Raw genomic sequence first — 13507 nt, forward strand, 5'->3', positions numbered from 1 at the left:
GATGCGCCTGAAGTGCATTCGCCTGGCCGGGTTCAAGTCGTTCGTCGACCCGACCACGGTCAACTTCCCCAGCAACATGGCGGCCGTGGTCGGCCCCAACGGCTGTGGCAAGTCCAATATCATCGATGCCGTGCGCTGGGTGATGGGCGAGAGTTCGGCGAAGAACCTGCGTGGCGAGTCGATGACCGATGTCATCTTCAACGGCTCCAGTGGCCGTAAACCGGTCAGCCAGGCCAGCATCGAACTGGTGTTCGACAACAGCGAAACCACCCTGGTCGGCGAATATGCCGCCTACGCCGAGATCTCGATCCGCCGCAAGGTCACCCGCGACGGGCAGAACAGCTACTACCTCAACGGTGCCAAGTGCCGCCGGCGCGATATCACCGACATCTTCCTCGGTACCGGCCTGGGGCCGCGCAGCTACTCGATCATCGAGCAGGGCATGATCTCCAAGCTGATCGAGGCCAAGCCCGAGGAGCTGCGCAACTTCATCGAGGAAGCCGCCGGCATTTCCAAGTACAAGGAACGCCGCCGTGAAACCGAGAGCCGCATCCGCCGCACCCAGGAAAACCTGGCGCGCCTGACCGACCTGCGCGAAGAGCTGGAACGCCAGCTGGAACGCCTGCACCGCCAGGCCCAGGCGGCCGAGAAGTATCGCGAATACAAGGCCCAGGAACGCCAGATGAAGGCGCGCCTGTCGGCCTTGCGCTGGCGTGACCTGGACGAACGGGTGCGCCAGCGCGAGGCGGTGATCGGCGACCAGGATGTGTCACATGAGGCGCTGGTGGCCGAGCAGCGCAATGCCGATGCCAGCATCGAGCGCCTGCGCGATGGCCATCACGAATTGTCCGAGCGCTTCAATCAGGTGCAGGGCCGCTTCTACTCGGTGGCCGGTGATATCGCCCGGGTCGAGCAGAGCATCCAGCATGGCCAGCAGCGCCTGCGCCAGTTGCAGGATGACTTCAAGGAAGCCGAGCGCACACGCCTGGAGACCGAATCGCACCTGGGCCACGACCGCACCCTGCTGGCGACCTTGGGCGAAGAGTTGGCCATGCTCGAACCTGAGCAGGAAATGACCCTGGCCGCTGCCGAAGAGGCCGCCGCCGCCCTTGAAGAGGCCGAGCTGTGCATGCACGGCTGGCAGGAACAGTGGGACAGCTTCAACAGCCGTTCCGCCGAGCCGCGCCGCCAGGCCGAAGTGCAGCAGGCGCGCCTGCAGCAGCTGGAAGCCAGCCTGGAGCGCCAGGCCGAGCGCCAGCGCAAGCTGGGCGAAGAGCGCGAGTTGCTGGGCAGCGACCCGCAGGATGCGGCCATGCTCGAACTGGCCGAGCAGCTGGCCAGCAGCGAAATGTTGCTGGAAGAGTTGCAGCTGTCCGAAGAGCAGGTGGTCGAGCGCCTGGAAGGCGCGCGTGAGCAACTGCAACAGGCTACCCAGGCGCAACAGCAGGCCCAGGGTGACCTGCAACGCCTGGGCGGCCGCCTGGCCTCGCTCGAAGCCTTGCAGCAAGCCGCCCTGGAGCCGGGGGCAGGTGCTGCGGACTGGCTGCAGGGCCAAGGCCTGGAGCAACAGCCGCGGCTGGCTGAAGGGTTGCGGGTAGAGCCAGGCTGGGAGCTTGCAGTAGAGACCGTGCTCGGCGCCGATCTGCAGGCTGTGCTGGTGGACGACTTCAATAATCTTGATTTTACCGGCCTCGAGCAGGGCGAATTGCGCTTGCTGGTGGCTAGCGGTACTGGTTCATCGTTGCCCGGCAGCTTGCTGGAAAAGGTCGAAGGCCGTGTCGATCTGGCGCCTTGGCTGGGCCAGGTCAAGCCCGTGGAGGGCCTTGCCCAGGCGCTGGCACAGCGCGCCTCACTCGGCGAAGGCCAGAGCCTGGTCAGCCGTGATGGCTACTGGGTTGGCCGACACTTCCTGCGGGTGCGCCGTGGCGGCGAAGCCGAAGGCGGCGTGCTGGCACGCGGCCAGGAGATCGAGCGCCTGGGCCAGGAGCAACTGGAGCAGGAAGTGGCGCTGGAGCAGTTGGAGCAGCAACTGCAGGCCCTGCGCGTGCAGCAGCTGGAGCTGGAAGAACAGCGTGAACAACTGCGCCGTCGCACTCAGGAAGAAAACCGCCTGCATGGCGAGCTGAAGGCCAGCCTGTCGGCTGGCCGCGCACGTGCCGAGCAGGTCGAACTGCGCCGCCGGCGCCTGCAGGAAGAGCTGGCCGAACTGGAAGAGCAGCGTGCCCTGGAGCATGAGCAGCTGGGCGAAGCCCGCTTGCTGCTGCAGGAAGCCCTGGAACTGATGGCCCAGGACACCGAGCAGCGCGAGCAATTGATGGCCCGCCGCGACACGCTGCGCGAAAACCTCGATCGCGTGCGTCAGGAGGCCCGCCAGCACAAGGACCACGCTCACCAGCTGGCTGTGCGCCTGGGCTCGCTGCGCGCCCAGCACGACTCCACCCGGCAGGCCCTGGAGCGCCTGGAGCAGCAGGCTGCGCGGCTGACCGAGCGCCAGGAGCAACTGAGCCTGAACCTGGAAGAGGGCGAGGCCCCGCAGGAAGAACTGCGCCTGAAGCTGGAGGAACTGCTGGAGCGGCGCATGGGCGTCGATGAGGAAATGCGCCAGGCCCGCCTGCACATGGATGAGGCCGACCGCGAACTGCGTGACGCCGAGAAGCGCCGCACCCAGGCCGAGCAGCAGGCCCAACTGCTGCGCGGCCAGCTGGAACAACTGCGCCTGGAGTGCCAGGGGCTGGATGTGCGGCGCAAGACCTTGCAGGAGCAGTTGCTGGCTGATGGCTACGACCTGCAAGGGGTGCTCGCCACCCTCGAGGCCGAAGCCAGCGAGCAGGGCACCGAACAGGAGCTGGAGCAGCTCGAGGCGCGTATCCAGCGCCTGGGGGCGATCAACCTGGCGGCCATCGAAGAGTACGAGCAGCAGTCCGAGCGCAAGCGCTACCTGGATGCCCAGGACGCCGACCTGGTCGAAGCCCTGGAAACCCTGGAAAACGTCATCCGCAAGATCGACAAGGAAACCCGCAACCGCTTCAAGGATACCTTTGATCAGATAAATGCCGGATTACAGGCACTTTTCCCAAAAGTTTTCGGTGGTGGCAGCGCTTATCTGGAACTGACGGGCGAAGATTTACTCGATACAGGGGTGACGATCATGGCGCGACCACCGGGCAAGAAGAACAGCACCATCCATCTGCTATCCGGCGGCGAGAAGGCACTGACCGCATTGGCGCTGGTGTTTGCCATTTTCAAGTTGAACCCCGCACCGTTCTGCATGCTCGACGAGGTCGACGCGCCGCTGGACGATGCCAACGTCGGGCGTTACGCCCGTCTGGTCAAGGAAATGAGTGAAAGCGTGCAGTTCATCTATATCACCCATAACAAGATTGCCATGGAGATGGCGGATCAATTGATGGGGGTGACCATGCATGAACCGGGGTGTTCACGTCTGGTTGCCGTTGACGTGGAGGAGGCTATGGCCATGGTCGACGCCTGATGCTCGACGATAAGGGCACATTCTGTAGCGAAATGCCCCCGCCATGTGCGACAGACGGTGTAAAGTTGTCTTTGGTCGTGCTAGCTTAATGTCACTCGTTTTTTGCGTGGGTAAAACGCCTGTCAGAACATAGAGTTGGCGCCACGTGTTAAAGGGCTTTGAACCCTTTGTTTTCAAGCATATTTTTATAGAGGCACGGAATTACATGGAAATCGGTCTGCGCGAGTGGCTGATCGTCATCGGCATCATTGTCATTGCCGGGATTCTTTTCGACGGCTGGCGCCGCATGCGCGGCGGGAAAGGCAAGTTGAAATTCCGTCTGGATCGCAGTTATTCCAACCTGCCGGACGAGGAAGGCAATGCCGAAGTGCTTGGCCCGTCGCGGGTGCTGGATACCCACAAGGAGCCTGAGCTGGACGAAAGCGACCTGCCGTCGCTCAGCGCTTCTGCGCGTGATCGCGAGCGCGAGCCCAGGCCGGCCAAGGCCAGCAAGCGCGGCAAGCGCGCCACCGCTGCTGCGGATGCGCAGCAGGGCGACCTGAACCTGAGCGCCGAGCCACGCGAGCCAGACCTGTTTGCCGACAGCGATGACGACTTTGCCGCGGAGAATACCCGCAGCAACGCTGCGGCGCCTGCCAGCAGCAGCGTCAAGGAGCTGCCGCCGGCCGAGGAAGTGCTGGTGATCAGCGTGATCTCTCGCGACGAGGGCGGCTTCAAGGGCCCGGCGCTGCTGCAGAACATTCTGGAAAGCGGCCTGCGCTTTGGCGAAATGGACATCTTCCACCGTCACGAGAGCATGGCCGGCCACGGCGAAGTGCTGTTCTCCATGGCCAACGCCGTCAAGCCTGGCGTGTTCGACCTGGACGACATCGACCACTTCAGCACTCGCGCGGTGAGCTTCTTCCTCGGCCTGCCGGGCCCGCGTCATCCGAAGCAGGCCTTCGACGTGATGGTGGCTGCGGCGCGCAAGCTGGCGCACGAACTGAACGGTGAGCTCAAGGACGACCAGCGCAGCGTGCTGACCGCCCAGACCATCGAGCACTACCGCCAGCGCATCGTCGAGTTCGAGCGCCGTGCGCTGACCCAGAAGCGCTGACAGATCCAGACGAAAGAGCAGCCTTAGGGCGTGCTGGTCGGTTCGGGTGTTGTTATCGCCTGCTCCGGCCTCTTCGCGGGTAAACCCGCTCCCACAGGGACATCACAGCCCTTGAGGTTTGTGGTGTCCCTGTGGGAGCGGGTTTACCCGCGAAGAGGCCGGAACAGGCAATAAATACCTCAAGCCCCCGGCACCACCCCCAGGCTGCTCTTTTGCTTTGCAAGAGAAGACAAGCCCATGACCGCCGAAACCCGCATCCACGAACTGCGTACCCAGCTCGACCAGCACAACTACCGCTACTACGTGCTCGACGAGCCCAGTGTGCCCGATGTCGAATACGACCGCCTGTTCAACGAGCTCAAGGCGCTGGAAGCCGAATACCCACACCTGGTAACCCCTGACTCGCCCACCCAGCGCGTCGGTGGTGCAGCCCTGGCCGCGTTCAGCCAGGTGCGCCACGAAGTGCCCATGCTCAGCCTGGGCAACGCCTTCGAAGAAGCCGACCTGCGTGAGTTCGGCCGCCGCGTGGTAGAGGGCCTCGACCAGCCCGGTGCGGTCGACTATAGCTGCGAGCCCAAGCTCGACGGTCTGGCCGTAAGCTTGCTGTACCGCGACGGCCAACTGGTACAGGGCGCCACCCGTGGCGACGGCACCACCGGCGAAGACATAAGTGCCAACGTGCGCACTGTGCGCAACATCCCGCTCAAGCTGCAAGGCGAGGGGTGGCCGGCGGTGCTGGAGGTGCGCGGCGAGGTGTACATGAGCAAGGCCGGTTTCGACCGGCTAAACGCCGCCCAGGCCGAAGCCGGCGGCAAGACTTTCGCCAACCCGCGCAACGCCGCCGCCGGCAGCCTTCGTCAGCTGGATTCGAAGATCACCGCCAGCCGCCCGCTGGAGTTCTGCAGCTATGGCGTCGGTCAGGTGTCCGCGAGCATCGGCGACAGCCACATCGGCATCCTCGAGCAGCTCAAGACCTGGGGCCTGCCGATCAGTCGCGAGCTCAAGCATGCTGCCGGCATCGAAGAATGCCTGGCCTACTACCGCGACATCGGCGAACGACGCAACAGCCTGCCCTACGAAATCGACGGTGTGGTGTTCAAGGTCAACAGCCTGGCCGCCCAGCGCGAACTGGGCTTCCGCGCCCGTGAGCCACGCTGGGCGATTGCTCACAAGTTCCCGGCCATGGAAGAGCTGACCGAGGTGCTGGATGTCGAGTTCCAGGTCGGCCGCACCGGCGCGGTAACGCCCGTGGCACGCCTGAAGCCGGTCAAGGTCGCCGGTGTGACCGTGTCCAATGCCACCCTGCACAACATGGACGAAATCGCCCGCCTGGGCCTGCGCATTGGCGACACGGTGATCATCCGCCGCGCCGGTGACGTGATCCCGCAGGTGATGCAGGTGGTGCTGGAGCGCCGCCCGGAAGATGCCCGCCCGGTGCAGGTGCCGAGCGAATGCCCGGTGTGCGGCTCGCAGGTCGAGCGTACCCAGCTGGTCAAGCGTAGCAAGGGCAAGGAAACCACCAGCGAGGGCGCGGTGTACCGCTGCGTCGGCCGCCTGGCCTGTGGTGCCCAGCTCAAGCAGGCGATCATCCACTACGTGTCGCGCCGCGCCATGGATATCGACGGCCTGGGCGAGAAGAGTGTCGAGCAACTGGTGGATGAAGGCCTGATTGGCTCACCTGCCGACCTGTACAAGCTGGAATTCGACCAGATCGTCGGCCTGGAAGGCTTTGCCGAAGTGTCCAGCAGGAAGCTGCTGGATGCCATTGAGGCCAGCAAGCGCCCGAGCCTGGCGCGCTTCATCTATGCCCTGGGCATCCCGGACGTAGGCGAGGAGACCGCCAAGGTGCTGGCTCGCTCGCTGGGCAGCCTTGCGCGCCTGCAGCAGGCGCTGCCGCAGGTGCTCACCTACCTGCCGGACATCGGCCTGGAAGTGGCGTACGAGATTCACAACTTTTTCGAAGACGAGCACAACCGCAAGGTAATCAGGCAACTGCTCGACAGCGGCATGCAATTGCAGGACGAAGGCGAGTTGGCTGCCGAATTCGCCGCCAGCACCACCTTGGCCGGGATGATTGCCAAGCTCGACATCGCTTCGGTTGGCCCGACCGGTGCCGAGAAGCTGGTGGCCAAGCTCGACAGCCTGGACAAGATCATCGCTGCCGACGGTATCGACCTGCGCCAGGCCCTGGCGCCCAAGCAGGCCGAAGCCGTGCGCGAGTTCTTCAAGGATGAAGCCAACCAGAAGCTGGCCCGGGACATCGAGGCGCAGTTGCTGGCGTTCGGCATGCACTGGAGTAACGAGAAGAAAGTGGCTGAAGGCTTGCCGCTGGCCGGCCAGACCTGGGTGCTGACCGGTACCCTGGAGCGCATGAGCCGCGATATTGCCAAGGAAAAGCTGGAAAGCCTGGGGGCCAAGGTGGCGGGTTCGGTTTCCGGCAAGACCTACTGCGTGGTGGCGGGGCCGGGGGCGGGGTCCAAGCTGGCCAAGGCCAGTGAGTTGGGGGTGAAGGTGCTAGACGAAGATGCCTTCGTCGCCTTCCTGGGCGAGCAGGGAATTGCTGTCTGAAGCCAAATCCCCTGTAGCTTGCCCGCTCCCACAGGTCCTGCGCTGGTCTTGCTGTCAGCGCTACCCCTGTAGGAGCGGGTTCACCCGCGAATTGGCAGCCCCAGTCCACCCCAACCCGGACAAGTCATTGAGAAATGATGACTTTTTCTCCTCCAGAGGTTGTATCTGCCCCCAAGACCGGTACAATGGCGCCACTCGCTGTTCAGCGAGCCTTGTAGTGGTGGCCCCATCGGTCCCCCCGCATTGATTACCCGTTAACCTGGTCAGGCCCGGAAGGGAGCAGCCATAGCGGGAACATCGAGTGCCGGGGTGTGGCTGGTGGGGCTGCCTCCATTACGCAAGTCCTTGAATTCTCAAGGATTTCTCGCTCAATAATCTTGAAGTGTGACAGCGTTTAGGTACACCTGAGTGGTGCATTGTGCATCATAGCTGCTTACGTCTTTCCTAGCCATCGTACCCATCTCCTGTTAGTGTGCCGCACAGCCAGCTTTTCGGCGATGTCTATTGCGAAGCGGAGTATGTTTGCTGTCTCAGCGAAGGTGTCTGGGTCATTCGTACCTTGGTAGATGATTCCACCTTCTGTCACATCCTGGACTACGCTATCGGCGTATTGGTAGAAGGTGACCACCAGTTGTGCATCCTCCGGTGGCAGGTAGCCCAGTCTTCCAACGTTAGCCACGTACACTCTGCAGTAGTGCTCTGGAATTCGTACTTGCAGCGAAGCCTCTGGTCGCTCCTCTTCGGGCAAGGCGCGGAGAGCCTCCCCAATCTCGATTAGACCGGTAAGGTATTTCCTTTCTTCAGCAATCTTTTTCAATGCCAATACTTCGGCCACGATTGCAACACGTACGCTGGTGCGTTCTTGCCAGCGTTGCCAAAGCCAGCTACCAGTGGCTACAGCTGCTGTGACAAGTAGTCCTGCGGTGCTAATGATCTCGCTAGTCTGCATCACATGGCCTTTTCGTTGGGGGCAGAGGCGTGCTAAATCGAGTTCACATATCCTATCTTTTTTTAAGGTAGCGCCGAAGTGCGTTGTCGCCTAGCTGCGTGATTGAGTACATTGGCCCACCATCAGGATCAGAGGCGGTCTCCTGCTCGATCTGAATTGCCCGTACCCCAGCCTGGCCCCATGACCTTATTCTGTGGCTCCGCCTCTCGTGATTCGGCCTTTTACGTTGTTAAAATCTTGCTCGCTTGAGCTTCAGGCGTGTTGGTCTGGCACAGGGTCAGCAGCCATGCACCACCTGCATCTTATTGGAACTGGCGATGTGTCCAGAGAGTGTGGCATTGTGCTACTTACTAAGGGGTAGGTGAGGGGCTGTAGATGTTCGAACAAATCTTCTTGGGTGGTGAAGACAAGACGTCAGAGATCAAGGAGTTCGGGGAGGTCATCGGGCTGAATCGCCTTGCACCGGACAGGTTCAGTTCTTACTTTGTCATACAGCTATATTGCCAAATGCTCCTTACTGGTAATTCTCCTAGTCGGATCATGGCGGAAGTTGAGGCGCTAGAGAATACTGAGAAACAGAGTGCGACCAAACCACCTGCTCGGTTCGATAGATTGCCACTCAAAGGGCTGTGGCATAAGCATCATCTAATTCCTGGCTTGTCTTCGATGGCGAAAAATTTACTGAACGGCCTAAAGAGAAATGGCCTTCCCGGGCTGACAGAAAAGGTTCGAGAGGCAGAGGCGTCAGGCGAGGAGCGGTTCTTAGGAGAGCAAGACATTGCTGAAATTGCGAAGGAAGCAGTTGAAGATAACTATCGACGACGATATGGTGCGGGTGAGATGACAGGAGAATGGATTGTTTATGCTGTCCATGAAGGGCGAAATTACTATCTTTGTCTGGGAACGCATAACTCCGGGGATGACGAGCTAAGAAAGCAGATTGATTCGATTTGCGTGCCGGAGTTCCCATTCTTGAAAAATATTCTCGCTCCGCTAAATTAGTAGCTTTGTCTCGCCTTAGCGTGCCTCAGTTTGCAGAAGCACGCATCTGAAGTAAGTATTAGTGAGAGACAAATGTCTTACCGTTTATCACCTCATGAAGTGCGTTTTTAAGATTCTCTAGGCGTTCGAGAGAGCAATATTTGGCAAGCCTGAACATAAGACTAGGGATGCTTGTAGATCCAGTTACTTTTGATCGTATAAAGAAGGTTAAAAGTGGGAGAAGATAATCTTTTCCAGATACCACGTCCATTGGCCTCAGGTCTTTGGATAGCTCCGTGATTTCTTGAATGAGCAAATTCCAATCTTGCTCGCCTACTTCTTTAATGCATTCATCAGAAATATCTGATTTCAACTTGATTATTTTTCCCATATCAATAACTGGCCCGGCTGCCCTTGTGTGCTGGGTGACTATTGATGATAGCCCATTTGAAACAGTCTTCAGGCTCGGCTTTGCTTTTCTTGCGGCAGCAAATACAATGAAGAGCTGTTTCAATTCAGGATGGATTGGGTCGAAATAATTATTCCATTCATGATCTGGTAGAGCGTCTTCACGTTTGACGGTGCCTGAACCTTCAACTATTAATTCTCGTGCTGCCTCGCAGCAGAATAAATAGTTTTCAATGCAGTATGCGTTGAGTTGAAATAGGTTCAAATACCCTTGCTCCCGCTCGCCAAGCAAAAGGTTCAGGTCTCCGTCGATTAAGAATAATGCAGGGCTTTCACCGTCATACTCTGAGCAGTTTTTCAGAACATGGTCGCGTCCGTGTAGAGGGACTATCTTTTTAATTTGCTGTCCGTCAACCATCATCCTATTAAATAGCTCAAGATAGAATGCTTCTGAATTGCTGTCTTCAACATAAATTTCAATAGGTTGAAGCTCCCTGTAGAGTAGACCTATACTCTCGCTAGCAGGTGCAGACCATGATGGGATTTCGTCAAGTGACATGTCAAATCCCACCGTTCAAAGGTATGTAGTATTTCTTGCGGCCTCCAATGATTGCAGGAGAGTGTGTTGCCAAAATAATTTGCAGGTCGGGACCAGCGGCTTGTATAGCCTCTACAAACATATCTTGCCATGCAATGTGCAGCGATAGCTCCGGCTCATCTACGATAAAGACACCGCTCTTTGGTAGATGCGAATTCAAGGAGAGATGAGCAAGCATAATCAATATTTGTCTTTCGCCCGAAGATAGGACGGTGAGGTTTTTTTCAACATCCGATATGAATATTTTTACTTCGCCGCGATTGGTTATGCTTATTTTCTTTTTGGTTTGTGCAAGAAAGGAGTTTACCAGGTTTACAAATTTTTTAAGTGGCTCATAAATGTTAGACTTTATCTTTTCATATTCGCCAATGAGGTTTATGAGGCGGTCGATCCTCGCCATCTGATGGCTGTTGGCAAACCAAGTGCCAAGAACACGAGACGATTCAATGGAAAGATTAATTGGCTCAGGTACTTTTGGGCTGACTTCTTTTGCGGTGTCAAGATTCTTCTTTCTGGATGTAGGGCTGCGACTCAAAGATCCGTTGGTCCCGCTAGTGTTGTTGTCGAACACTCTATGAACGTTTTTCAGAATGCTTGTAAGGTTGTCAAAGAACTTATCATACATGACTGAAAGCTCTTCGTTCTTGAAATCAAGACTAATGAGCGTGTTTTTAATTGTTTTTTGTTTGGCCTTTAGCTGTGGAAGGCTTTTGCTGTCAGGCAGTACCATTGCCCCGCCTTCGCTCTGATCAATGTAGAAAGAGTCTAAGATAATTTTATTTCTAAGGCTTCTGTCTTCAATTGTTTGTCTATCTTTGATTTCAGCACTCTTCTTGGAGATCAATGCTAGAGCATCTTTCATCCCGATATCGGCATTGGGGTCAATGTCGGGTGCTTTATCAAGCCAGATTTTGCTTAAATTGAATGGTGAGTTATCGTAAGGAGTTACTTCCTTGATGAATCTCCTATCCAAGCTAAGGTACATAGGGGAAGGTAAATTCGAAATAAATTTGAAGACAGCGTTTGAGCGAAATTTGTTAGTTACCGAATGGTCGGTGGATTGCTTAAGATCATCAAGAGAGACGATGATTCTTTCATCTGCAAGAGCATCAATCCCTTCGATAAAAATACCCAGATGGTCATCAAGCTGAAGTGCATGAATCGAGAAAGGCATTCCTCCGTCCGTGAGTACAGATAATTCAGAAGACGAGAATGTTATTTTTCCAAGGTCTTCTAGTGACGGTGCCAGTAGTGCTGCGATTATATTTAATGCTGAAGTTTTGCCCGAGCCATTTAGACCGGCGATAAAATTGACATCGTTGTTGAACTTGATGTTGAAATTTAAATATTCATGAACGTTTGATGCGGAAAATTTTATTAGTTTCATTCATCCTCCTTGAAGGTCACAAAAAATCTGTACTAAATTTCGCCTAGTTTACCGAAGAACTCTATATGGCTCAATGCCATATCTGCGTGGTGGATATGACTTTATGATCATTTTTTGATCAGTTGATTTGGCTGCTTGAGGCTTATGAGCAGCGGTGACGTTTGAATCGCCCCTGGTTTCCTAGACACTCTCCAAGCTCAGAAAATAGCGTTTCTCATACTCTACTGGCGACAGCTGCATAGCACTGCCGTGTCTCCCTATGTAGCGGAGTAGGCGCTGTCGTCCTACTCGCATCGAAAGCCGGTATCAGCAGTTACTCATTACTTTAAAGAAACCTGTTTGGCTTCAAGCTTGAGTTCCTTGAGGCGCTTCAGCAGTGTGCTGATATTCGTGCGTGCCGAGCCTTCATTGGCCAGTCGCAGGCGCTTGATCGCGATAACGGAGTCGCCTACACCAGCAGTAAAGGGCGTTCGAATGATCTCTCGAAAGATAACGGTGTTTGAAGCTGACTCGGTCAGTGTGTACTCAGCCTCGCAGGTGACTTCGAAATCCAGGCCAAAAATGGGTTGGTCGACGCGTAGCAGGTTGGCGCGCAGGGTGTAGGCAGCGGGTGCTTCGCCAAGCAGATCAGCATTGGCAAGGGATTGTTTGAGTGCAGCACCAAAGTCGGGACCGTCGATCTCCGAAGTCCAGAGCGGGTTGGTGGCGTCCCCGCCATTTACCTCGGTTACCTGGATGTTGCGATGCAGGCGTTGGTCGTAAAACTGCGCATCGGTCTGGTCGGATGTCACGGACATCCCGGAGATCTGGGCGGGTGAGGCGCAGCCTGTGCAAAGGGCGATAAATACCGAGACTAGAAACACACGGAAGTAGGTCACTTGAATAATCCTTGAGTGATATGCCAGTGATGCAAAGACGAAAGCCATACATCGTGTATGGCTTCAACGATCGAAAAGCCGCCCCGTGGCATCATTGGGGCATGCAGGCCTCAGGCCGAGCGCTGCGTTGATCGGCAGATGCCCTTACAGGTTGTACTTTTCATCAATTCTGCGTTTGTCGAGCGTGTAGCGCTTGAGGTCGATCGAGTCAGACTCCAGCTTGGCATCGAGCTCGTCCATATCGTGCTTTTTCAGCGTTGCAACGTGAGCTTTGGTGGCTTGGTAGTTGATCATCTCTGCGGCGTCATGCCCACTCACCGGGTCCCAAAGCATGGAAAGCGGCCAGAACAGCAGGTTCACCACGCCAAAGCCGTATGCGCGACCGTAGAACGACCCCCCACCTGGAAGCAGGCCAAGGCCGGCAGCAAGCCCTGGGCTTTTTTCTTCAACAGCGAGGTTTCTGGCGCGATAGCTGGCAAGTTCCGACTCTTGGGCCGTATTGAGGCCGGTAGCACAACCAGTGGTCAGCACTATCAGTGCGGCAGTGGTCAGATTTCGAATTGTGGGCATGCGACATTTCCTGAGTGTGAATACTGTTCTCGGCGCACGGCTGGGCGCGGAGGCGCGTAACTTTACACTGAGTAATGGCGTATTGATATCATGTGGCCATCATCCTGTTCAGATGATGTGGTCCGTTGGTGGTTTTATCCTGGCCGTTTCAAGACAGCTGCTGATCTGTCCTGTTTTTTTCCATGCCCCGGCGCCGACAGTTTCATCAGCCGCTGGAATTTCGGGCATGCCAAATGATCCTCCTCAGGGCACTGCGCTGCATGTCGCAAGCCCTTGCTCATCGCCTGCAAGCGCCGGATCCGTGCATCCAGTTCGTCGGCCTTGGCTATCAGCATCTGCCGGTCGACCTGCAGGTCCACCAGCATCGCCCCCACTTCATCCAGCGAAAACCCTGCAGCCTGGCCCAGGGCGATCAGCGCCAGCCGGTCTGCCACATCGGCTGCGAACTGCCGCCGCTGGCCGCGGCCGGCAAGTGATTTGAGCAGGCCTTTCTTCTCGTAGTAGCGCAGCGTAGAGGCGGGTACGCCTGTGCGTTTGGCGACGTCGGCAATGTCCATTTCGGGCCCTTGACTTGAAGTTGAC

The 13507-nt window shown here is 57.2% G+C and carries 10 protein-coding genes and 1 other RNA gene; 5 read left to right on the top strand and 6 right to left on the bottom strand.

The features are described from left to right. The first annotated feature begins 1 nt into the window (after position 1). The 4 genes from smc to ffs all read left to right on the top strand — a co-directional run bounded on the left by smc (position 2) and on the right by ffs (position 7478). On the top strand, positions 2 to 3490 hold the full coding sequence (gene smc, locus CAY82_RS02895; RefSeq protein WP_087499867.1) for a chromosome segregation protein SMC: 3489 nt from the start codon (positions 2 to 4) through the stop codon (positions 3488 to 3490). Positions 3491 to 3695: 205 nt separating this feature from the next. Further along, positions 3696 to 4586 (top strand): cell division protein ZipA, encoded by an 891-nt coding sequence (gene zipA, locus CAY82_RS02900; protein ID WP_087499868.1) that lies wholly within the window; start codon positions 3696 to 3698, stop codon positions 4584 to 4586. Positions 4587 to 4823: 237 nt separating this feature from the next. Further along, positions 4824 to 7154, top strand: a complete 2331-nt coding sequence (ligA, locus tag CAY82_RS02905; protein ID WP_087499869.1) for an NAD-dependent DNA ligase LigA — start codon at positions 4824 to 4826, stop codon at positions 7152 to 7154. Between the two features lie 227 nt (positions 7155 to 7381). Continuing rightward, positions 7382 to 7478, top strand: an RNA gene (gene ffs / locus CAY82_RS02910) — signal recognition particle sRNA small type. 109 nt (positions 7479 to 7587) lie between these two features. On the opposite strand, the gene CAY82_RS02915 is transcribed toward ffs, so the two are convergent. After that, positions 7588 to 7989 carry a hypothetical protein gene (locus CAY82_RS02915; RefSeq protein WP_140399072.1) on the bottom strand — a complete coding sequence of 134 codons (402 nt, stop codon included), beginning with the start codon at positions 7987 to 7989 and terminating at the stop codon, positions 7588 to 7590. A 489-nt stretch (positions 7990 to 8478) separates the two neighbouring features. On the opposite strand from CAY82_RS02915, the gene CAY82_RS02920 reads away from it, so the two are divergent. Then, positions 8479 to 9105, top strand: a complete 627-nt coding sequence (locus tag CAY82_RS02920; protein ID WP_087499871.1) for a hypothetical protein — start codon at positions 8479 to 8481, stop codon at positions 9103 to 9105. Positions 9106 to 9163: 58 nt separating this feature from the next. On the opposite strand, the gene CAY82_RS02925 is transcribed toward CAY82_RS02920, so the two are convergent. From CAY82_RS02925 to CAY82_RS02945, 5 genes are all read right to left on the bottom strand, one after another. Then, positions 9164 to 10051: a DUF4435 domain-containing protein gene (locus tag CAY82_RS02925; protein WP_087499872.1), complete on the bottom strand. Its 888-nt coding sequence runs from the start codon at positions 10049 to 10051 to the stop codon at positions 9164 to 9166. Position 10052: 1 nt separating this feature from the next. Further along, positions 10053 to 11477 carry an AAA family ATPase gene (locus tag CAY82_RS02930; RefSeq protein ID WP_087499873.1) on the bottom strand — a complete coding sequence of 475 codons (1425 nt, stop codon included), beginning with the start codon at positions 11475 to 11477 and terminating at the stop codon, positions 10053 to 10055. 320 nt (positions 11478 to 11797) lie between these two features. Further along, the gene (locus CAY82_RS02935; protein WP_256576217.1) at positions 11798 to 12355 is read right to left on the bottom strand and encodes a hypothetical protein; all 558 of its coding nucleotides are present in this window, start codon (positions 12353 to 12355) and stop codon (positions 11798 to 11800) included. Positions 12356 to 12499: 144 nt separating this feature from the next. Next, positions 12500 to 12925 carry a hypothetical protein gene (locus CAY82_RS02940; RefSeq protein WP_087499875.1) on the bottom strand — a complete coding sequence of 142 codons (426 nt, stop codon included), beginning with the start codon at positions 12923 to 12925 and terminating at the stop codon, positions 12500 to 12502. A 134-nt stretch (positions 12926 to 13059) separates the two neighbouring features. Further along, positions 13060 to 13482, bottom strand: coding sequence for a helix-turn-helix domain-containing protein (locus tag CAY82_RS02945; protein ID WP_087499876.1), 423 nt, complete (start codon positions 13480 to 13482; stop codon positions 13060 to 13062). Positions 13483 to 13507 lie beyond the last annotated feature (25 nt).

Source organism: Pseudomonas sp. SID14000, assembly GCF_002165135.1.
GTDB lineage: Bacteria > Pseudomonadota > Gammaproteobacteria > Pseudomonadales > Pseudomonadaceae > Aquipseudomonas.